We start from the raw sequence: 20,686 nt of genomic DNA on the forward strand, positions 1-20,686 counted from the left end.
GGTGACGACCCCGGAAGCTGAGCAGCCACGCCCCGAGGAGCGGCTGGAGCAGGCCGTGCGGGCCGCCGAGCAGGCGTTGATCGAGTACGAGATCGCGGTGGAGACCTTCCGCGTCGAGGTCGAGAACTTCTCGCGGCTGCACGAGCAGAAGCTCGGCCCGATGTACGCCCGGCTCGAGGAACTGGACGCGCGGATCGCCGAGGCCAGAGCCGCCCGCACCGGTGACCCGGAGGACGTCCGCAAGGCCCAGGAGCTGCGGGCCCGCCTCGCGCCGATCCCGGGTGTCGAGGAGCTGCTGCACGGCTGGATGGGCGGCGAGGGCCTGTTCCCGGAGGCCGCGGCGATGCTCACCGACCAGCCGGTCCGGCCGCCGCAGCGGGTGCGTCCCAGCGAGGAGGCCCGCAAGCTGTACCGCGAGCTGGCCCGCAAGGCCCACCCGGACCTCGCGCAGGAGGACAAGGAACGCCGGCGCCGCGAGGAGTTCCTCACCCGCGTCAACGCCGCCTACGCCCGCGGCGACGCGGCCGAGCTGCGCGAGCTGGCGCAGGAGTGGGACGCGGGACCGGAGCTGAAGCCGCGCCGGAGCCCCAGCGAGGAGCTCTATGCCCGCCTCGAGTGGCTGGCCCAGCGCAAGGAGCTGCTCACCGTGGTCGCCAAGGAGCTGGAGGACAGCGCCATCGGCGCGATGCTCCGGCTCGCCCCGGACGACCCGGACGGTCTCCTGGACGACATCGCCCGGCAGCTGATGACGCAGATCGCCGAGCGCGAGACGGAGCTCGCGGCGCTGCTCGGGTAGCGTCGGAGGCATGACTTTCGGAGCTGGTGTGCCCACGGTCCAGGTCGCGGACCTCGAGGACGGCGACTTCCTGCTGGACGTCCGCGAGGACGACGAGTGGAAGGCGGGTCACGCTAAAGGGGCGCTGCACATCCCCCTCAGCGAGTTCGTGGCCCGCTACGGCGAGCTGACCGAGGCCGCCCCGCAGGACGGCCGCGTCCATGTGATCTGCCGCTCTGGCGGCCGGTCGGCCCAGGTCACGATGTACCTGGTCCAGCAGGGCATCGACGCGGTGAACGTCGACGGCGGCATGCAGGTGTGGGAGGCCGCGGGCCGCCCCGTGATCACGGACGACGGACAGCCTGGGCATGTCCTGTAGGTAGCCGGGAGCCGGGGCCGGGCCGCCGTAGGGAGGGCTGCTGGCCTTCGCCGAGGGCCCGGACCGTCGTGGACCGGCGCGGCTGTGGGGCCGGTTTACCGGTCGAAGTCCAGTTCCACCCGCTCCGTCATCGGATGTGACTGGCACGCCAGCACGTACCCCGCCTCGGTCTCCTCCTGCTCCAGCGCGAAGTTGCGGTCCATGCGCACCTCGCCCGAGACCAGGAAGGCCCGGCAGGTCCCGCACACCCCGCCCTTGCAGGCGTACGGCGCGTCGGGCCGGTTGCGCAGCACCGTCTCCAGCAGTGACTCACCGTCCTGGACGGGCCAGGTCCCGCCGCGTCCGTCGAGCCGGGCGGTGACCGTGCTGTGCGAGGGGGCCGGGGTCCGCGGCGCGGAGGCGGTGCCGGCGTCCACGTGGAAGATCTCCTCGTGGATACGCGCCCGCACCACGCCCAGTCCGCGCAGTGCCCGCTCCGCCTCCTGCACCAGCCCGTACGGCCCGCACAGGAACCAGCCGTCCACCTGCTCGACCGGCACGAGCGCCGGCAGCAGCCCGGTCAGCCGCTCCCGGTCGAGCCGCCCGGACGGCAGCCCCGCCTGCTGTTCCTCCCGGGAGAGCACCGTGACCAGCTGCAACCGCTCCGGATAGCGGTCCTTCAGGTCGGCGACCTCCTCCAGGAACATCGTCGAGGCGGTCGTCCGGTCGCTGCGTATCAGGCAGAACCGGGCCCGCGGCTCGCGCGCCAGCAGTGTGGCGACGATCGACAGCACCGGGGTGATGCCGCTGCCGCCGACGATCGCCGCGTACAGACCGGGAGCGGGCTGGAGCGTGAACCGGCCGGCCGGGGTCATCACCTCCAGCTCGTCCCCGACGCCGATCTCCTTCAGCGCGTACGTCGAGAAGGCCCCGCCCTCCACGAACCGCACCCCGACCCGCAACTCCCGCGGTCCCTCGCCGTCCGGGGCGGGGGAGCAGATCGAGTACGTCCGGCGTATCTCCCGGCCGTCGACGGTGCGCCGCAGGGCGAGGTGCTGTCCCGGGGCGTGCCGGTACTCCTCCCGCAGCTGTGGCGGCACGGCCAGGGTGAGGGCGACGGAGTCGTCGGTGAGCCGGTCGACCGCGGCCACCCGGAGCCGGTGGAAGCGCGCCATCACAACTCCTTGAAGTGGTCGAACGGTTCACGGCACGACAGGCAGCGCCGCAGCGCCTTGCACGCGGTGGAGGAGAACCGGCTGAGCAGCTCGGTGTCGGCGGATCCGCAGTGCGGGCAGCGGACGGGGTCCTCCTCGGGGGCCACGGTGCGCGTCGGCCCGAGGGAGACGGTCACCGGGCCGCCGGCACCCGGCTGCCGCACGCGCGGCGGAGCGATCCCGAACGCGCGCAGCTTGCGCCGCCCTTCCTCGGAGATGTCGTCCGTCGACCAGGCGGGTGTCAGCACCGTGCGGACGCTGACCTCCCGCATGCCGTGCTCGCGCAGCACCCGCTCTATGTCCAGGGACATGGCCTCGATCGCCGGGCAGCCGGTGTACGTCGGGGTCAGTTCCACCTCGACGGCGTCCGCACCGCGCAGGTGCACCGCGCGCACGACCCCCAGCTCGCGCAGGGTGAGCACGGGCAGCTCGGGGTCGGGTACCGACCCGGCGAGTTCCAGCAGCTCCGCCTCCAGCGGGGTGACCGTCACCATGTCGCCCCCGGGTGGCTGCGGTGCAGGTGCTGCATCTCGGCGAGCATCCGCCCGAACGGCTCGGTGTGCAGGCCCTGCCGGCCCGCCCCGGCCGACCAGGCACCCGAGCGCGGACCCTCGGGCACCGCGAGGGTGGCCCGGCGCAGCACGTCCCCGACCTGCTCCAGCCAGACGGCCTCCATCTCCGCCCAGTCGGCGTCGAGCCCCTCGACCGGCTGGAACATCTCGCCGGTGTAGCGCCACAGCGCCTCGCACGCCCGCCGCATCCGCTCGTGGCTGACCTCCGTGCCGTCCCCGAGCCGCAGGGTCCACTGCTCGGCGTGGTCCCGGTGGTAGGCGACCTCCTTGACGGCCTTCGCCGCCAGCGGTGCGAACGGGCCGTCCCCGGCGGCCAGTTCCGTGTACAGCAACTGCTGGTAGGTGGAGAAGTACAGCTGGCGGGCGATGGTGTGGGCGAAGTCGCCGTTGGGCTGCTCCACCAGCTGGAGGTTGCGGAAGGCGCGCTCCTCACGCAGGTAGGCCAGCTCGTCCTCGTCGCCGGCCAGCGACAGCAGGACGCGGGCCTGGCCGAGCAGGTCGAGGGCGATGTTGGCGAGGGCGACCTCCTCCTCCAGCACGGGCGCGTGGCCCGCCCACTCGCCCAGCCGGTGGGAGAGCACGAGGGCGTCGTCGCCGAGCGCGAGGGCCGCCGCGGTGGGCACGGTCGTCGTCTCCTGGGCCGTCACAGGTGCTGCACCCCCTCCGGGATCTCGTAGAACGTGGGGTGCCGGTACGGCTTGTCGGCGGCCGGCTCGAAGAACGGGTCCTTCTCGTCGGGCGAGGAGGCGGTGATCGCGGCGGACGGCACCACCCAGAGGGAGACGCCCTCGCCGCGCCGGGTGTACAGGTCGCGGGCGTTGCGCAGGGCGAGCTCCGCGTCGGGCGCGTGCAGGCTGCCGGCGTGGGTGTGGGACAGGCCCCGGCGCGAGCGCACGAAGACCTCCCACAGGGGCCAGTCGGTGGTGCTCATGCCCGCGCCTCCTCGCGCTCGCCGGTGGTTCCGCCGCTGGGGTGCCGGGCGGTGGTGTGCTTGTCGGTGGTGTGCTTGGTGGTGGTGTGCTTGGCGGCGTAGGCCGCGGCGGCCTCCCGGACCCAGGCGCCCTCCTCGTGGGCCCGCCGGCGCTGGTTCAGCCGCTGCTCGTTGCACGGACCGTTGCCCTTGAGGACGTCCCAGAACTCCGTCCAGTCGATCGGGCCGAAGTCGTAGTGCCCCCGCTCCTCGTTCCACTTCAGCTCGGGGTCGGGGAGGGTCAGGCCGAGGGACTCGGCCTGCGGGACACAGATGTCGACGAAGCGCTGACGCAGCTCGTCGTTGGAGTGCCGCTTGATCTTCCAGGCCATCGACTGCGCGGAGTGCTGGGAGGCGTCGTCGGGCGGGCCGAACATCATCAGCGACGGCCACCACCAGCGGTTCACCGCGTCCTGCGCCATCGCGTGCTGCTCGGGCGTGCCGCGGCTGAGGGCGAGCAGCAGCTCGTAGCCCTGGCGCTGGTGGAAGGACTCCTCCTTGCAGATGCGGATCATCGCGCGGGCGTACGGCCCGTACGAGCAGCGGCACAGCGGTACCTGGTTGGTGATCGCGGCGCCGTCCACCAGCCAGCCGATCGCGCCGACGTCCGCCCAGGTCAGGGTGGGGTAGTTGAAGATCGAGGAGTACTTCTGCCGGCCGGCGTGCAGCTTGTCGAGCAGTTCGTCACGGCTGACGCCGAGCGTCTCGGCGGCGCTGTACAGGTACAGGCCGTGCCCGGCCTCGTCCTGGACCTTGGCCATCAGGATGGCCTTGCGGCGCAGTGAGGGCGCGCGCGTGATCCAGTTGGCCTCCGGCTGCATACCGATGATCTCGGAGTGGGCGTGCTGGGCGATCTGCCGGACGAGCGTCGCCCGGTAGGCGTCCGGCATCCAGTCGCGCGGCTCGATGCGCTCGTCGGCGGCCAGGGCCGCGTCGAAGGCGCGCTCGTACGCGGCGGTGTCGCCGTCGCCGGCCCCGTCCGGTGTGCCGTACGCCTGGCTGCGGCCCGTCTGCTGCGCGGCTGCTGTCGCCATGGGTCCCCCTCGAGCTGGGCTCTGCTGGGAGCAAGACTCCCGACCGATCGTTCGGTTCGTGCGATTCCATGGTGTGACGGCCGCCGTAAGGTGTCAACCGCTGTGGATAACCTGCCGGAGTCCCCTGTGGACAACCCGGTCCGGCTGCCCCGCGCCGCCGGTCGGGCCGTACGGTCGCCGTCGTGTGGCCACGGCCACGCGCTGGGCTGTCGCAGTGGGGCTGTGCCCGGCGGGTGGGCCTGAGTACCGTGCCGGGTGCGGTGGCGCGGGCGGCGCCGGTGATACGACGTCCCTGTGCCCGGCAGTGGAACGAGGACCGGGCCGTCGGCCGGACCGGACGGAAAACGGAACGGGTCGGACCGGACCCGGACCGGGGACCGGGACCGGCTGAAGCGGAAGCGGAATCGGGAACCGGCGGGATCGGCAGCCGGCGGAAGCGGCAACCGGCCCAAAGGGGAACCGGCCGAATCGGGAACGGGGCGAGATGGACGCGTACGACAACGGCTCGCACGCCCGGCGCGGGCCGGCCGAGCCGCAGAGCCCGGCAGCCCCCGGGCGCCCCCTCCCCGGCACCGAGCCGGCCACCGCCGACCAGCCGCACGAGTCCCGGCAGTCCCCGTCCCGTCCCGGCCCGCCGCACGAGCCCAGCCAATCCGGGCCCGAGGAACCGCGCGAGCGTTCGCAGTCCCGGCCCGGGGAACCGCACGACAACCCCACCCCGTACGCTCTCGCGCCGCCACCCGAGCCCCGCACGGGCGTAGCAGCCCTGTCCCTCCCCTACCGGATCGGCGTCGCCCTCGCTCTCGCGGCCGTGGCGGTCGGGGTCTGTGCGCACCTCGGCATGACGTTCCTGCACGTCGCGCCGCCGAACACGCTCACCAAGCAGCACGGCAGGACGATCGACGAGTGGATCTACCCCGAGTTCGAGCAGAACTGGAAGCTCTTCGCGCCGAACCCGTTGCAGCAGAACATCTCCGTCCAGGTCCGTGCCGAGATCCGCACGGCCGGCGGCGAGGCCCGCACCACCGGCTGGTACGACCTGTCCGCCCAGGACGGCCGGGCCATCGACGGCAACCTGCTGCCCAGCCACACCCAGCAGAACGAACTGCGCCGGGCCTGGGACTTCTTCGTCGCCACGCACGACGGCTCCAACCGCCCGACCGGGATGCGGGGCGCGCTGGCGGAGGCGTATCTGCGCCGGATCGGGGTGCTGCGCCTGGACCGGGACGACGCGGCCGGGCCCGGCGGTCGCCTCGAACGCGTCCAGTTCCGCTCGCGCACCACCAACGTGCCCCCGCCCGAGTGGAGCCGTGAGCAGGTCGCGACGACTCCGGTGTACCGCGAGCTGCCGTGGTGGCCGGTGCCGGAGGCCGAGGCCGAGGGAGGCGTGCGGTGAACCGCCTGGCCCTGGGCCTGTCGCGCGGGATCGCCCGCGTCACCGAGTCCGCGCTCGGCCCGTACCAGACCGCCGTGGTCCGTATCGGCTTCGCCGGGACCTGGCTGCTGTTCCTGCTGCGCGAACTGCCGCACCGCGAGGAGCTGTACGGCCCCGACGGGCCCTGGAGCTGGGACCTCGCCGAACAGCTGATCCGCGGCAACGGCGCCTTCACCGCCCTGATGTGGTCCAGCGGCCGGCTGTGGTTCGAGGCGGTCTACGCGCTGGCGATCCTGGCCAGTGCGCTGCTGGCGCTGGGCTGGCGCACCCGCACCCTGTCGGTGCTGTTCATGGTCGGCGTGCTGTCGCTGCAGAACCGCAGCGTCTTCATGGGGGACGGCGGCGACAACGTCCTGCACCTGATGTCGGTCTACCTGGTGTTCACGCGCTGCGGCCAGGTGTGGTCGCTGGACGCGCGGCGGGCCCGGCGCGCACGGGCGGCACGCGCGCGTGGCGAGCGGATCGCCGACCGGGCCGGTCCCGCGCTGTGGGCGGTCCTCGGCTCGGTCCTGGCCGGGGTGACCCTGGCGGGCCGGCTCGACGGCGACCGGCTCATACCGGCGATCCTGTGGGGCGTGTGGCTGGGGCAGGCCCTGTGGTGGCTGGCCGGCCGCCGTGCGCGGACCGCTCAGCCGCGCATCCTGCTCGACGTGATCGCCAACATCGTCCACAACGGCGCCCTGTTCGTCATCATGGCCGAGGCGTGCCTGATCTACGCCACGGCCGGCTGGTACAAGATCCAGGGCTCCCGCTGGCAGGACGGCACCGCGGTCTACTACCCCCTGCACCTGGAGTACTTCTCGCCCTGGCCGGCCCTCGCCGACCTGCTGTCCGCCAGCGGCACGATGGTGTTGCTGGTGACCTACGGGACGGTCCTGGTCCAGGTGGCCTTCCCGTTCACGCTGTTCAACCGGCGGGTCAAGAACGTCCTGCTGGCCGTGATGATGACCGAGCACGCCGTGATCGCCGTCGTGCTGGGCCTGCCGTTCTTCTCCCTGGCGATGATCGCGGCGGACGCGGTGTTCCTGCCGACGTCCTTCCTGCGCCGGCTGGGCGGGTGGGCGGCACGCGCGCGTGCACGGCTGGTACGGCGCGGCGGCAGCGGCCGTACGGCACCGCCCGGGCAGCGGGCCGAGGAGAGCTCCGACCACCCGCACGTAGGCTTCACGGCATGACCGACCCCGTGACCTCCTGGCACCGCCTGGCCGGCCGCGCCGTCCTGCTGGACGGCTTCCACGCCCTCAAGCACGCCGTGCGCTTCGGCGCCGAGGTGCCGGTCGCGGTCACCACCGGCCGGCCGGCCGCGCTGGCCCTCGCCGACGAGCTGGCCCCGGACGTCCGGGACACCCTGGACGCGCTGCTGACGGAGGTTTCCGAGGCGACGTACGCCTCCCTCGTGCCGCGCCCGCACCCCACCGCCGTGGCCGCCCTGGCCGTACGTCCCTCCCGCGCGGCGCACCTCGAGAAGCTGACGCACCTGCCCCGCACCGCCCCCGTCGTGGTCCTGGACAACCCGCGCAACCTGGGCAACGCGGGGGCGGTGATCCGGCTGGCCGCCGGTTTCGGCGCGACCGGGGTGGTCACCACCGGCACGCTGGACCCCTGGCACCCCACGGTGGTGCGCGGCGGGGCCGGGCTGCACTTCGCTACGGTGGTGGAACGGCTGGACGTGGCCGAGCTGCCGCCCGGGCCGGTGTTCGCGCTCGACCCGGAGGGCGAGGACATCCGCGGCCTGAAGCTGCCGGACGAGGCGCTGCTCGCCTTCGGCTCCGAGCGCAGCGGTCTGTCCGCCGAGCTCCGCGCGCGTGCCGACCACCTCGTGGCCCTGCCGATGCGCCCCCAGGTCTCCAGCTACAACCTCGCCACCAGCGTGGCCATGACGCTGTACCACTGGAGCGCCACCGGCGGCGCCTCGCCCACCGCCTAGCGCCGCCCGGAGGGCAGGACCGCGGTGTTCCGCGCCTGTGTGCCGAGACCGTCGTGGATCTCGGCACACAGGCACGGGCAGTGACAACGCCGTCCCGGTGCCCGCGTCCCCTCAGACCTCCCGGCGGACCTCCACCACCCGGAAGCGGTTGGCCACGAACGCCCCGTCGCACAGCGCCGCGTTCGCCGCCGGGTTGCCGCCCGAGCCGTGGAAGTCGGAGAAGGCGGCCGTCTGGTTGACGTACACCCCGCCGGTGAGGTTGAAGGAGAGCTGGGCGGCCTCCTCCAGGCAGACCTCCTGGACGGCCTCCTCTACCTCCGGGTCGGTTGTGTACGCGCCGACTGTCATGGCGCCCTTCTCGCGGATGGTGCGCCGCAGCAGCTCCACCGCGTCCGGCGCCGAGTCGACCGCGACGGCGAAGGACACCGGCCCGAAGCACTCGCTCATGTAGGCAGCCTCGGCGTCCGGCTTGGCGCCGTCCAGCTTGACGATCACCGGGGTGCGCACCACCGCGTCCGGGAACTCCGGGTTGCCGATCTCGCGGGAGGCCAGGGCGACCTCGCCGAGGCCGGCGGCGGCCTCCAGGCGGGCCTTGACGTCGGGGTTGACGATGGCGCCGAGCAGGGCGTTGGCCCGCGCGTCGTCGCCGAGGAGACCGTCCACCGCCTTCGCCAGGTCGGCGACCACCTCGTCGTACGACCTGGGGCCCTGGTCGGTGGTGATGCCCTCGCGGGGGATGAGCAGGTTCTGCGGGGTGGTGCACATCTGGCCGCTGTACAGCGACAGGGAGAACGCCAGGTTGGACAGCATCCCCTTGTAGTCGTCCGTGGAGTGCACGATCACCGTGTTGACGCCGGCCTTCTCCGTGTACACCTCGGCCTGGCGGGCGTTGGCCTCCAGCCAGTCGCCGAACGAGGTGGAGCCCGTGTAGTCGATGATCCTGATCTCCGGGCGCACCGCGAGCGTCTTGGCGATGCCCTCGCCGGGGCGTTCGGCGGCCAGCGCCACCAGGTTCGCATCGAAGCCCGCCTCGGCGAGCACCTCGCGGGCGACCTGCACGGTGAGCGCGAGCGGCAGCACCGCGCGCGGGTGGGGCTTGACGAGCACCGCGTTGCCGGTGGCCAGGGAGGCGAACAGGCCCGGGTAGCCGTTCCAGGTCGGGAAGGTGTTGCAGCCGATCACCAGGCCGATGCCGCGCGGCACGGGCGTGAACTGCTTGCGCAGCGCGAGCGGGTCGCGCTTGCCCTGCGGCTTGGTCCACTCCGCCGCCTCCGGGGTGCGGACCTGCTCCGCGTACGCGTACGCCACCGCCTCCAGGCCGCGGTCCTGGGCGTGCGGGCCGCCCGCCTGGAACGCCATCATGAACGCCTGGCCGGAGGTGTGCATCACCGCGTGCGCGAACTCGTGCGTCCGGTCGCTGATCCGCTTGAGGATCTCCAGGCAGACCGCCGCGCGCAGCTCCGCGCCCGCGTCCCGCCAGGCGCGCTGCCCGGCCTTCATGGCGGGCAGCAGCACGTCGATGTCCGCGTGCGGGTAGGTCACGCCCAGCTCGATGCCGTACGGGGAGACCTCGCCGCCCACCCAGTCGTCCGTGCCGGGCTGGCCGAGGTCGAGGCGGGTGCCGAGCAGGGCGTCGAAGGCGGCCTTGCCGGCTGCGGCGTCCAGGCTGCCGTTCTCACCGTAGGCCTTGGGGTGCTCGGGGTGCGGGGACCAGTACGCGCGCGTGCGGATCGCTTCGAGCGCCTGGTCGAGGGTGGGCCGGTGCTTGGCGATGAGGTCGTGCGCGGTGAGTTCGGCGGCCATGCGGGACCAACTCCTCGTCTTGAGAACTCGTCGTCGAGTTCATGACCTGGCAGAAACATGGGCAGGAACAGGCGGTCAGGGTTAGAGTAACCGAACGATCGGTCGGTTCAAGGGGGTCCGCCGCATCTGTGGAAAACCCCGTGCGGGAGGATCGCGCACATGACAGCACTCGACCTCAGCAGCCCCGTGGCCGTCGTCGGCACCGGCACCATGGGCCAGGGCATCGCCCAGGTCGCGCTGGTCGCGGGCCATCCCGTGCGGCTCTACGACGCCGTCCCCGGCCGCGCGCGGGAGGCGGCCGACGCGATCGGCGCCCGGCTCGACCGGCTCGTCGAGAAGGACCGGCTCACCCCCGCCGACCGCGACGCGGCCCGCGCCCGCCTGCTGCCCGCCGCGACCCTGGCCGAACTCGCCGACTGCGCCCTGGTCGTCGAGGCCGTGCTGGAGCGGCTGGACGTCAAACAGGAGCTGTTCCGGGAGCTCGAGGGCCTCGTCGCGGACGACTGCCTGCTCGCCACCAACACCTCGTCCCTGTCGGTCACCGCCGTCGGCGGCGCCCTGCGCCACCCCGGCCGCCTCGTCGGCCTGCACTTCTTCAACCCCGCCCCGCTGATGCCGCTGGTCGAGGTCGTCTCCGGGTCCGCCACCGACGTCACCTCCGCCACGCGCGCGTACGAGACCGCCCGCGCCTGGGGCAAGACGCCCGTCGCGTGCGCCGACACCCCGGGCTTCATCGTCAACCGCATCGCCCGGCCCTTCTACGCCGAGGCCTTCGCGGTCCACGAGTCCCAGGGCGCCGACGCGGCCACCATCGACGCCGTGCTGCGCGAGTCCGGCGGCTTCCGGATGGGCGCCTTCGAGCTGACCGACCTCATCGGGCAGGACGTCAACGAGTCCGTCACGCACTCGGTGTGGGAGTCGTTCTTCCGCGACGTGCGCTTCGCCCCCTCCCTCGCGCAGCGGCGCCTGGTCGAGTCGGGCCGGCTCGGCCGCAAGAGCGGGCAGGGCTGGTACGACTACCGGGACGGCGCCGAGCGCCCCGAGCCGCACACCGCGGAGCAGCACAAGCCGCCCGCGTACGTCGTCGCCGAGGGCGACCTGGGCCCGGCCGGCGAGCTGCCGGCGATGATCCGCGAGGCGGGCGTGCAGGTCCGCGAGGAGGACGAGGACAACGGCACCCGCCTGGTGCTGCCGAGCGGCGGTCAGCTGGTCCTCGCCGACGGGCAGACGTCGGCGGAGTTCCGCGACGTCGTCTACTTCGACCTCGCCCTGGACTACCGCAAGGCCACCCGCATCGCCCTGTCCGCCTCCCAGGACACCTCTCCCCAGGCCCTCGCCGAGGCCACCGGCCTCTTCCAGGCGCTCGGCAAGAAGGTCAGCGTCATCGGGGACGTCCCCGGCATGATCGTCGCCCGTACGGTCGCCCGGATCATCGACCTCGCGCACGACGCCGTCGCCAAGGGCGTGGCCACCGAGGAGGACATCGACACCGCGATGCGCCTGGGCGTCAACTACCCGCTGGGCCCCTTCGAGTGGAGCCGCCGGCTCGGCCGCGACTGGGCCTACGGGCTCCTCGACGAGCTGCACCTGCGCGACCCCTGCGGCCGCTACGCGCCGTCCCTCGCGCTGTACCGCCACGCGCACGCCTCCGACAAGCGGGAGGGCACCGCCTCATGACCACGGCCAGACGCGACACGTACACCCCGGAGACGCTGCTGTCCGTAGCCGTCCAGGTGTTCAACGAACGCGGCTACGACGGCACCTCCATGGAGCACCTCTCCAAGGCGGCCGGCATCTCCAAGTCGTCGATCTACCACCATGTCACCGGCAAGGAGGAGCTGCTGCGCCGCGCCGTGAGCCGGGCCCTGGACGGGCTGTTCGCCATCCTCGACGAGGAGCACGCGCGCGTGGGCAGCGCCGCCGAGCGCCTGGAGTACGTCGTACGGCGCATGGTGGAGGTGCTCATCGCCGAGCTGCCGTACGTGACGCTGCTGCTGCGGGTGCGCGGCAACACCGACACCGAGCGGTGGGCGCTGGAGCGGCGGCGCGAGTTCGACCACCGGGTGGCCGAGCTGCTGAAGGCGGCGGCGGCCGACGGGGAGGTACGCGGCGACATAGAGTCGCGGCTCGTGACCCGGCTGGTCTTCGGGATGATCAACTCGATCGTGGAGTGGTACCGGCCGGACGTGCGCGGCATGGGCGAGCGCGAAGTGGCCGACGCGGTGGTGCAGCTGGCCTTCGGGGGGCTGCGCAAGGCCGGCTGACACCGGCCCGCGGCGTGAGTACGCGCGCGTGGGCGGGATGAGTACACGTCCCGATGGCCCGGCCGCCCGGCGGTGATGGGGTGGGGCGCATGCTCGACGATGACCTGCCGCCCCCGTCCGCCGCCCACCGCACGTGGTGGCGGGCGCCCCTCGTGGCCACCCTGCCCGGTCTGCCGCTCCTGGCGCTGGAGTACAGCTGGTTCGTCTCCCAGGACGGACCCGGCGCCTTCGGGGGCGTTCTCTACTGGGCGGCCGGCCTGCTGGCGCTGTCCTGGCTGCTGCCGCACCGCCGGTCCCTGCGCGGGTTGCGGATGGCCGCGGCGGGCACCGGCATCGGCTGCGCGCTGGTCCCGCTGCTGCTCGCCGTGCTGATGGGTCTGGCGATGGCCTCCGGCTGACGGACGGGTCCCCGGGCCGGTTCAGCTCTGCGGCTCCAGGTCCTCCTCCTCGAACACCAGCAGCGTGCGGGTGCTGAGCACCTCGGGGATGGCCTGGAGCCGCGTCAGCACCAGCTCGCGCAGCGCGCGGTTGTCGGAGGTGTGCACCAGCAGCAGCACGTCGAAGTCCCCGCCCACCAGCGCGATGTGGGAGGCGCCCGGGAGCTGCCTGAGCTGCTCGCGCACGGTGCGCCAGGAGTTCTGGACGATCTTCAGGGTGATGTACGCGGACGTCCCCTGGCCCGCCCGCTCGTGGTCGACGCGGGCACCGAAGCCCCGGATGACCCCGTCCTCCACGAGCCGGTTGATGCGGGCGTACGCGTTCGCCCGGGAGACGTGGACCCGCTCGGCGACCGACCGGATCGAGGCGCGGCCGTCCGCCTGGAGCATCCGCAGGATGTCCTGGTCGATGGCGTCCAGGGGGCGCGGCGGCGGCAGGGGGGCGCTGTCCTGCGCGACCTCGGCCATTTGTTCAGATGCCACCTGCCCCCGCCTCCCTAGCATGGACGTACTGCGTCCATCTCAGGCTGTGGAGAACCGTTTGTCCACAGCCTGAGGGCACCCATAGCCAAAATGTGCCGGCGACCGAACAATCGGTAGGTGAGGCGTGTCACAGGCGACACGCCTGCGAAGCCGCTCCCCCGAGGAGGTGCCGTCATGACGGTCATGGAGCAGCGTGGCGCGTATCGGCCCACGCCGCCGCCCGCCTGGCAGCCCCGCACCGACCCCGCGCCGCTGCTGCCCGACCCCGAGCCGTACCGCGTGCTGGGCACCGAGGCGGCGGCGAAGGCCGACCCGGAGCTGCTGCGGACGCTGTACGCCCAGCTGGTGCGCGGCCGCCGGTACAACGCGCAGGCCACCGCACTGACCAAGCAGGGCCGCCTCGCCGTGTACCCCTCCAGCACCGGCCAGGAGGCCTGCGAGGTCGCCGCCGCGCTGGTGCTGCAGGAGCAGGACTGGCTCTTCCCCAGCTACCGCGACACGCTCGCCGTCGTGGCCCGCGGCGTGGACCCCGTCCAGGCGCTCACCCTCCTGCGCGGCGACTGGCACACCGGGTACGACCCCTACGAGCACCGGGTGGCGCCGCTGTGCACCCCGCTCGCCACCCAGCTGCCGCACGCCGTCGGACTCGCGCACGCCGCCCGCCTCAAGGGCGACGACGTGGTAGCCCTCGCCATGGTCGGTGACGGCGGCACCAGCGAGGGCGACTTCCACGAGGCGCTGAACTTCGCCGCCGTCTGGCAGGCCCCGGTCGTCTTCCTCGTCCAGAACAACGGCTTCGCCATCTCCGTCCCGCTCGCCAAGCAGACCGCGGCCCCCTCCCTGGCCCACAAGGCCGTCGGCTACGGCATGCCCGGCCGCCTGGTAGACGGCAACGACGCCGCCGCCGTGCACGAGGTGCTCGCCGACGCCGTACGGCACGCGCGTGCGGGCGGCGGACCCACTCTCGTCGAGGCGGTCACCTACCGGATCGACGCCCACACCAACGCCGACGACGCGACCCGCTACCGCGGCGACGCCGAGGTGGAGACCTGGCGGCGGCACGACCCGATCCTGCTGCTGGAGCACGAGCTGACCGCGCGCGGCTGGCTCGACGAGGCGGGCATCGAAGCGGCCCGCCAGGACGCCGAGACCATGGCCGCCGCCCTGCGCGAGCACATGAACCAGGACCCGGTCCTGGACCCGATGGACCTGTTCGCCCACGTCTACGCCGAGCCCACCGCGCAGCTGCGCGAGCAGCGCGAGCAGCTGCGGGCCGAGCTGGAGGCCGAGTCGGAAGGGGCGCCCCGATGACCACCGTCGCCGTCAAGCCGGCCACCATGGCGCAGGCCCTCACGCGTGCGCTGCGCGACGCCATGGCCGCCGACCCGGACGTGCACGTCCTCGGCGAGGACGTCGGCACCCTCGGCGGCGTCTTCCGCGTCACCGACGGACTCGCCAAGGAGTTCGGCGAGGACCGCTGCACCGACACCCCGCTCGCGGAGGCCGGCATCCTCGGCACGGCCGTCGGCATGGCGATGTACGGGCTGCGCCCGGTGGTGGAGATGCAGTTCGACGCGTTCGCCTACCCGGCGTTCGAGCAGCTGCTCTCGCACGTGTCCCGCATGCGCAACCGCACCCGCGGGAAGATGCCCCTGCCGATCACGGTCCGCGTCCCCTACGGCGGCGGCATCGGCGGCGTCGAGCACCACAGCGACTCCTCCGAGGCGTACTACATGGCGACTCCGGGGCTCCATGTCGTCACGCCCGCCACCGTCGCCGACGCCTACGGGCTGCTGCGCGCCGCCATCGCCTCCGACGACCCCGTCGTCTTCCTGGAGCCCAAGCGGCTGTACTGGTCGAAGGACGCCTGGAACCCCGAGGAGCCGACGCCCGTCGAGCCGATAGGCCGCGCGGTGGTGCGGCGCTCCGGCCGGAGCGCCACGCTGCTGACGTACGGGCCGTCCCTGCCCGTCTGCATGGCGGCGGCGGAGGCGGCCCGGGCCGAGGGCTGGGACCTCGAAGTCGTCGATCTGCGGTCCCTGGTGCCGTTCGACGACGAGACGGTGTGCGCCTCGGTGCGGCGGACGGGACGCGCGGTCGTCGTCCACGAGTCGGGCGGCTTCGGCGGCCCGGGCGGGGAGATCGCGGCCCGCGTCACGGAGCGCTGTTTCCACTACCTGGAGGCGCCGGTGCTGCGGGTGGCCGGGTTCGACATCCCGTATCCGCCGCCGATGCTGGAGCGCCACCACCTGCCCGGTGTGGACCGGATCCTGGACGCCGTGGGGCGCCTGCAGTGGGAGGCCGAGAGCTGATGGCACAGGTGCTGGAGTTCAAGCTCCCCGACCTCGGTGAGGGGCTGACCGAGGCGGAGATCGTGCGCTGGCTGGTGCAGGTCGGCGACGTCGTCGCCGTGGACCAGCCGGTCGTCGAGGTCGAGACGGCCAAGGCGATGGTGGAGGTGCCCTGCCCCTACGGCGGGGTGGTCACGGCCCGTTTCGGGCAGGAGGGCGAGGAACTGCCCGTCGGCGCCCCGCTGCTGACGGTCGCCGTGGGCGCACCGGCCTCCGGTGGTGGCGCCGCCGGGGACTCGGGCCTCCGGGCCGGGCACGCGCAGGAGCCGAACGCCGAGTCCCCGGCCGAGGGCTCGGGCAACGTGCTCGTGGGATACGGCACCTCCGAGGCACCCGCACGGCGACGCCGGGTCCGGCCCGGGCCGCTCGCCTCCGCCGCCCTCGCCGCACCGGCCGGTGCGAACGGGCGGACCAGGACCGACGCGGACGGGCAGGCCGGAGTCGACACGGACGGGCAGGCCGGGGCCGACGGAAACGGGCAGACCCGGCCCCTCGACCCGGCGGACGGGCCCGTGCCCGTGATCTCGCCCCTGGTACGCAGGCTCGCCCGGGAGAACGGCATCGACCTGCGGGAGCTGACCGGCTCCGGCCCGGACGGGCTGATCCTGCGGGCGGACGTGGAGTACGCGCTGCGGGCCGCCGCCGCGCAGGGCCGCCCGGCAGCCCGGCCGGCGCCCGAACCGTCCCCCGCGCGAGTGGCCGCCGCCCCGGCCACCGAGCCGTCCCACCGCCCCCACGTGGCACCGGCCACCGCGCCGCAGGCCCCCGCCGCCGCGCTCGCCGGAGGTGTCCGCACGCCCCTCAAGGGCGTCCGGGGTGCCGTCGCCGACAAGCTCTCCCGCAGCCGCCGCGAGATACCCGACGCGACCTGCTGGGTGGACGCCGACGCCACCGAGCTGATGCGGGCCCGGGCCGCGATGAACGCCGCCGGCGGGCCGAAGATCTCCCTCATCGCCCTGCTGGCCCGTATCTGCACCGCCGCGCTGGCCCGCTTCCCCGAGCTGAACTCCACCGTCGACACGCAGGCCAGGGAGGTGGTCCGGTTCGACCACGTCCATCTGGGCTTCGCCGCGCAGACCGAGCGGGGGCTCGTGGTGCCCGTCGTGCGGGACGCGCACACGCGGGACGCCGAGTCGCTGACCGCGGAGTTCGCCCGGCTGACCGAGGCGGCCCGGGCCGGGACGCTGACCCCGGCGGACCTCACGGGCGGGACCTTCACCCTGAACAACTACGGGGTCTTCGGGGTCGACGGCTCCACCCCGATCATCAACCACCCCGAGGCGGCCATGCTGGGCGTCGGCCGCATCGTCCCCAAGCCGTGGGTGCACGAGGGCGAGCTCGCCGTACGGCAGGTCGTCCAGCTCTCCCTCACCTTCGACCACCGTGTCTGCGACGGCGGGGTGGCGGGCGGCTTCCTGCGCTACGTGGCGGACTGCGTGGAACAGCCGGCGGTACTGCTGCGGACCCTGTGACCCGGAGGGCCGCCCGGAGTCCGGGCGGCCGGGTCCCCCGCGTTCCCTGTGATCCCCGGGAGACGCATACTCGGGGAGTGACCACCAACGAGCCGACGGGGGACGGCGGCACCGGGCCCCTGCCGGCGGACGCCACCGCCGGGTACGACGCCGTCGTGCTCGCCGGCGGGGCAGCGCGGCGGCTCGGCGGTGCCGACAAGCCCGGTGTGCGGGTCGGCGGGAGGGCGCTGCTGGACCGCGTGCTCGCCGCCTGCGCCACTGCCCGCACCACCGTCGTCGTCGCCGACCCCCGGCCCACGGCACGGCCCGTGACGTGGGTGCGCGAGGACCCGCCCGGCGGGGGACCGCTCGCCGCCCTCGACGCCGGCCTGCCGCACACCACGGCCGACCAGGTCGTGGTCCTCTCGGCCGACCTGCCGTTCCTCGGCGCGGACACCGTCCGGCAGCTGCTGGCCACCCTGGGCACCAGCGGCGCCGACGGCGTGCTGCTGACCGACCCGGGCGGCCGTGACCAGCCGCTCGTGGCGGCGTACCGCGCGCGGCGCCTGCGCCAGGTGATCGCGCGCCTCGGCACCGAGCACGGCGGCGTCACCGGTCTCCCGCTGAGGCTCCTCACCGGACAGCTGAGCCTGACCCGCGTCTCCGACCCCGTCGCGTCCTTCGACTGCGACACCTGGGCCGACATCGCCACGGCCCGGTCCCGTATCAGGGAGCATGGGCACGTGTTGGACGAATGGATTTCCGCAGTCAAGGACGAGCTGGGCATCGACTTGGAGGTCGACACCGGTGTCCTGCTGGACCTGGCCCGCGACGCGGCCCACGGTGTGGCACGGCCCGCCGCCCCGCTGACCACCTTCCTCGTCGGCTACGCCGCCGCACAGGCCGGCGGAGGGCACGAGGCCGTCGCCGACGCGGCCCGCAAGGCGGCGGCGCTGGCCGTGCGCTGGGAGCAGGAGGCGTCCGAGGCCGGTGCCGTCGGGCCGGACGTCGCTCCCGACGCGACCCCCGACACCCGCCCGGACGCCGGATGACCACGCGCTCGACCCGCCCCGGCCCGAACGCCACGGGCCCCGAGGACACGGACGACCTCGACGTCGAGGAGGCGCTCGCCCTCGTGAAGGAAGCCAACGGCCCCCTCGGCAACGGCCCCGCAGGCAGCCGCTCCGCGAGCGACCGTCCCTCGGGCGGCGCCATGCCCGGCGGGCGTCCGTCCGTGCCCTCCCCGGAATCCGCGCGTCCTGGCACCCCACCCGACGCCCGGCACCAGGCCACCCCCTGGCCCGAGGCCCGGGCCGCCGCCGAACGGGCCGCACGCGCGAGCAGCCGGGCCGCGGGCGGCCGTACGCCCCTCTCCCTGCCCCTCGACGCCGCCCTCGGCCACACCCTGGCCGCGCCCCTCACCGCCCTGACCGACCTGCCCTCCTTCGACACCTCCGCGATGGACGGCTGGGCCGTCGCCGGCCCCGGCCCGTGGCACGTACGGGACGACGGCGTGCTCGCCGGGCACGCCGGGTACGAGCCGCTCACCGACGGCGAGGCGGTCCGTATCGCCACCGGCGCCCGCATCCCTGCGGACACCACCGCTGTACTGCGCACCGAACACGGCCGCACCGACGACAAGGGCCACCTGCACGCCACCCGGGCGGTCGTGCCCGGCCAGGACATCCGCCCCCGGGGCCAGGAGTGCCGCGCCGGCGACCAGCTGCTGCCCCTCGGCACCCTGGTCACCCCGGCCGTCCTCGGACTCGCCGCGGCCGCCGGGTACGACACCGTCACGGTGGTCCCCCGCCCCCGCGTCGACGTCCTGGTCCTCGGCGACGAACTGCTCACCGAAGGCCTCCCGCACGACGGCCTGATCCGCGACGCGCTCGGCCCGATGCTGCCGCCCTGGCTGCGCGCGCTGGGCGCGGAGGTCGTGGCCGTACGCAGGCTCGGCGACGACGCCGAGGCGCTGTACCGGGCGATCACCGCATCCGACGCCGACGTCATCGTCACCACCGGCGGCACGGCGGCGGGCCCGGTCGACCACGTCCACCCCACACTGCGCCGCATCGGCGCCGACCTCCTCGTGGACGGCGTCAAGGTCCGCCCCGGCCACCCGATGCTGCTGGCCCGCACCAAGGACCACCAGCACCTGGTCGGCCTGCCCGGCAACCCCCTGGCCGCCGTCTCCGGCCTGCTCACGCTCGCCGAACCGCTCCTGCGGATCCTCGCCGCGCGCCCCGCGCCGGAGCCCTACGCGCTGCCGCTGAAGGACGGCGCGCACGGGCACCCGTACGACACCCGGCTGGTTCCCGTCGTCCTGCGCGACGACCGGGCCGTGCCGCTGCACTACAACGGGCCGGCCATGCTGCGCGGCGTGGCGGCGGCCGACGCACTGGCCGTCGTGCCGCCGGGCGGGGCGCAGCCGGGACAGGAGACGGAACTGCTGGACCTCCCCTGGGCCTCCGGGGGAATCGGAGTGTGTTTCACGTGAAACTTCCGGGCCAGGACACGATCGCCCGCCAACCCGACGAGCATCTCGTGCTGCACCGGGTGAAGCTCCCGAGGAAAATCGTGGAGCACCCGTTCCGCCAGGTCGCCAAACGGCTGTCGATGGCCCTGGTGGTCCTGGTCGTCACGGCGTTCGTCGTCTACGCCGACCACGACGGCTACAAGGACAACAACGGCGACGGCGTGAGCCTCCTCGACGCGTTCTATTACGCGACCGTCACCCTCTCCACCACCGGATACGGCGACATCACGCCGGCCGGCGACACCGCCCGGCTGGTCAACATCTTCGTCATCACGCCCCTGCGCGTGCTGTTCCTGATCATCCTGGTCGGCACCACACTCGAAGCCCTCACCGAACGCACCCGTGAGGAATGGCGCCTGAACCGCTGGAGGTCCACGTTGCGCGATCACACCGTCGTCATCGGCTTCGGTACGAAGGGGAGGTCGGCGATCCACACCGTGTGCGCCACGGGGCTGAAGAAGGAGCAGGTCGTGGTGGTCGACCCCAGCTCCAAGGTGATCGACGCCGCGACCGCCGACGGCTACGCGGGCGTCATCGGCGACGCCACACGCAGTGAGGTGCTCAAGCGGGCCGAGGTGCAGCGGGCCAAGCAGATCATCATCGCCACCCAGCGCGACGACACGGCCGTCCTCGTGGCGCTGACGGCCCGGCAGCTCAACCCGAGCGCGAAGATCGTGGCCGCTGTCCGTGAGGAGGAGAACGCGCCGCTGCTGAAGCAGTCGGGCGCCGACGCGGTCATCACCAGCGCCAGCGCGGCCGGCCGTCTGCTCGGCCTGTCGGTGCTGAGCCCCGCGGCCGGGATGGTGATGGAGGACCTGATCCAGCAGGGCAGCGGGCTCGACATCGTCGAACGGCCCGTGGTCAAGGGCGAGGTCGGCAGGACTCCGCGCGAGGTCGACGACCTGGTCGTCAGCGTCATACGGGGGCACCGGGTGCTCGGGTACGACGATCAGGCCGTCGGGACGCTGCAGCTGACGGACCGGCTCATCACGATCGTGCGGGCGACGCCGGGCAACCAGGTCGCGCCCGACGTCCGCCCGCTGCCCCGCAACCGCCCCGGCCTCACACCTCCGTGA

At 73.6% G+C, this 20,686-nt stretch carries 21 protein-coding genes; 14 read left to right on the forward strand and 7 right to left on the reverse strand.

The window, feature by feature from the left end; genetic code table 11:
• Position 1: 1 nt before the first annotated feature.
• Positions 2-796 carry a hypothetical protein gene (locus tag AB0K80_RS29310; RefSeq protein ID WP_365674790.1) on the forward strand — a complete coding sequence of 265 codons (795 nt, stop codon included), beginning with the start codon at positions 2-4 and terminating at the stop codon, positions 794-796.
• 28 nt (positions 797-824) lie between these two features.
• Complete coding sequence (locus AB0K80_RS29315) at positions 825-1,154, forward strand: rhodanese-like domain-containing protein (RefSeq protein ID WP_365674940.1); 330 nt, start codon at positions 825-827, stop codon at positions 1,152-1,154.
• A gap of 95 nt (positions 1,155-1,249) precedes the next feature.
• On the opposite strand, the gene paaE is transcribed toward AB0K80_RS29315, so the two are convergent.
• The 5 genes from paaE to paaA are packed head-to-tail and all read right to left on the reverse strand — an operon-like array spanning position 1,250 to position 4,923.
• Positions 1,250-2,308 (reverse strand): 1,2-phenylacetyl-CoA epoxidase subunit PaaE, encoded by a 1,059-nt coding sequence (gene paaE, locus AB0K80_RS29320; RefSeq protein WP_365674792.1) that lies wholly within the window; start codon positions 2,306-2,308, stop codon positions 1,250-1,252.
• Positions 2,308-2,841 (reverse strand): 1,2-phenylacetyl-CoA epoxidase subunit PaaD, encoded by a 534-nt coding sequence (paaD, locus tag AB0K80_RS29325; RefSeq protein WP_365674794.1) that lies wholly within the window; start codon positions 2,839-2,841, stop codon positions 2,308-2,310. Before paaD ends, paaE begins: the two co-directional genes overlap by 1 nt.
• Complete coding sequence (paaC, locus tag AB0K80_RS29330; protein WP_365674796.1) at positions 2,835-3,566, reverse strand: 1,2-phenylacetyl-CoA epoxidase subunit PaaC; 732 nt, start codon at positions 3,564-3,566, stop codon at positions 2,835-2,837. The genes paaD and paaC overlap by 7 nt, the downstream gene beginning before the upstream one ends.
• Complete coding sequence (paaB, locus tag AB0K80_RS29335) at positions 3,563-3,850, reverse strand: 1,2-phenylacetyl-CoA epoxidase subunit PaaB (protein ID WP_365674798.1); 288 nt, start codon at positions 3,848-3,850, stop codon at positions 3,563-3,565. The genes paaC and paaB overlap by 4 nt, the downstream gene beginning before the upstream one ends.
• Entirely contained in the window at positions 3,847-4,923 is a 1,077-nt protein-coding gene (gene paaA / locus AB0K80_RS29340) for a 1,2-phenylacetyl-CoA epoxidase subunit PaaA (RefSeq protein ID WP_365674800.1), read from the reverse strand. Before paaA ends, paaB begins: the two co-directional genes overlap by 4 nt.
• 484 nt (positions 4,924-5,407) lie before the next feature.
• On the opposite strand from paaA, the gene AB0K80_RS29345 reads away from it, so the two are divergent.
• From AB0K80_RS29345 to AB0K80_RS29355, 3 genes are read left to right on the forward strand one after another with little or no spacing between them, the layout of a single operon-like run.
• The gene (locus AB0K80_RS29345) at positions 5,408-6,319 is read left to right on the forward strand and encodes a DUF5819 family protein (RefSeq protein ID WP_365674802.1); all 912 of its coding nucleotides are present in this window, start codon (positions 5,408-5,410) and stop codon (positions 6,317-6,319) included.
• The gene (locus tag AB0K80_RS29350) at positions 6,316-7,533 is read left to right on the forward strand and encodes an HTTM domain-containing protein (protein WP_365674804.1); all 1,218 of its coding nucleotides are present in this window, start codon (positions 6,316-6,318) and stop codon (positions 7,531-7,533) included. The genes AB0K80_RS29345 and AB0K80_RS29350 overlap by 4 nt, the downstream gene beginning before the upstream one ends.
• A complete protein-coding gene (locus AB0K80_RS29355) occupies positions 7,530-8,285 on the forward strand; it encodes a TrmH family RNA methyltransferase (protein ID WP_365674806.1) in 756 nt (251 codons plus the stop codon). Before AB0K80_RS29350 ends, AB0K80_RS29355 begins: the two co-directional genes overlap by 4 nt.
• 111 nt (positions 8,286-8,396) lie before the next feature.
• Here the strand turns inward: AB0K80_RS29355 and paaN are convergent, their stop codons facing one another.
• Positions 8,397-10,088, reverse strand: coding sequence for a phenylacetic acid degradation protein PaaN (gene paaN, locus AB0K80_RS29360; RefSeq protein WP_365674808.1), 1,692 nt, complete (start codon positions 10,086-10,088; stop codon positions 8,397-8,399).
• A gap of 159 nt (positions 10,089-10,247) precedes the next feature.
• Between paaN and AB0K80_RS29365 the strand changes: the two genes are divergently transcribed.
• The 3 genes from AB0K80_RS29365 (at position 10,248) to AB0K80_RS29375 (ending at position 12,750) form a co-directional block, all read left to right on the forward strand.
• Entirely contained in the window at positions 10,248-11,765 is a 1,518-nt protein-coding gene (locus AB0K80_RS29365) for a 3-hydroxyacyl-CoA dehydrogenase (protein ID WP_365674810.1), read from the forward strand.
• Positions 11,762-12,352, forward strand: a complete 591-nt coding sequence (locus AB0K80_RS29370) for a TetR/AcrR family transcriptional regulator (RefSeq protein WP_365674812.1) — start codon at positions 11,762-11,764, stop codon at positions 12,350-12,352. The genes AB0K80_RS29365 and AB0K80_RS29370 overlap by 4 nt, the downstream gene beginning before the upstream one ends.
• Before the next feature lie 89 nt (positions 12,353-12,441).
• Complete coding sequence (locus AB0K80_RS29375; RefSeq protein WP_365674814.1) at positions 12,442-12,750, forward strand: hypothetical protein; 309 nt, start codon at positions 12,442-12,444, stop codon at positions 12,748-12,750.
• 21 nt (positions 12,751-12,771) lie between these two features.
• Here the strand turns inward: AB0K80_RS29375 and AB0K80_RS29380 are convergent, their stop codons facing one another.
• A complete protein-coding gene (locus AB0K80_RS29380) occupies positions 12,772-13,257 on the reverse strand; it encodes an Lrp/AsnC family transcriptional regulator (protein ID WP_365674942.1) in 486 nt (161 codons plus the stop codon).
• A 189-nt stretch (positions 13,258-13,446) separates the two neighbouring features.
• Here AB0K80_RS29380 and pdhA point away from each other — a divergent pair, with 189 nt between their 5' ends.
• The 6 genes from pdhA to AB0K80_RS29410 all read left to right on the forward strand — a co-directional run bounded on the left by pdhA (position 13,447) and on the right by AB0K80_RS29410 (position 20,686).
• Complete coding sequence (gene pdhA / locus AB0K80_RS29385; RefSeq protein ID WP_365674816.1) at positions 13,447-14,583, forward strand: pyruvate dehydrogenase (acetyl-transferring) E1 component subunit alpha; 1,137 nt, start codon at positions 13,447-13,449, stop codon at positions 14,581-14,583.
• Positions 14,580-15,584, forward strand: coding sequence for an alpha-ketoacid dehydrogenase subunit beta (locus AB0K80_RS29390; RefSeq protein WP_365674817.1), 1,005 nt, complete (start codon positions 14,580-14,582; stop codon positions 15,582-15,584). The genes pdhA and AB0K80_RS29390 overlap by 4 nt, the downstream gene beginning before the upstream one ends.
• Complete coding sequence (locus tag AB0K80_RS29395; protein WP_365674819.1) at positions 15,584-17,095, forward strand: dihydrolipoamide acetyltransferase family protein; 1,512 nt, start codon at positions 15,584-15,586, stop codon at positions 17,093-17,095. Before AB0K80_RS29390 ends, AB0K80_RS29395 begins: the two co-directional genes overlap by 1 nt.
• 119 nt (positions 17,096-17,214) lie before the next feature.
• On the forward strand, positions 17,215-18,126 hold the full coding sequence (locus AB0K80_RS29400) for an NTP transferase domain-containing protein (RefSeq protein WP_365674944.1): 912 nt from the start codon (positions 17,215-17,217) through the stop codon (positions 18,124-18,126).
• Complete coding sequence (locus AB0K80_RS29405) at positions 18,123-19,571, forward strand: molybdopterin molybdotransferase MoeA (RefSeq protein ID WP_365674821.1); 1,449 nt, start codon at positions 18,123-18,125, stop codon at positions 19,569-19,571. The genes AB0K80_RS29400 and AB0K80_RS29405 overlap by 4 nt, the downstream gene beginning before the upstream one ends.
• Positions 19,568-20,686: a potassium channel family protein gene (locus AB0K80_RS29410; protein WP_365674822.1), complete on the forward strand. Its 1,119-nt coding sequence runs from the start codon at positions 19,568-19,570 to the stop codon at positions 20,684-20,686. The genes AB0K80_RS29405 and AB0K80_RS29410 overlap by 4 nt, the downstream gene beginning before the upstream one ends.

This window comes from Streptomyces sp. NPDC052682, from assembly GCF_040678435.1.
Lineage (GTDB): Bacteria > Actinomycetota > Actinomycetes > Streptomycetales > Streptomycetaceae > Streptomyces.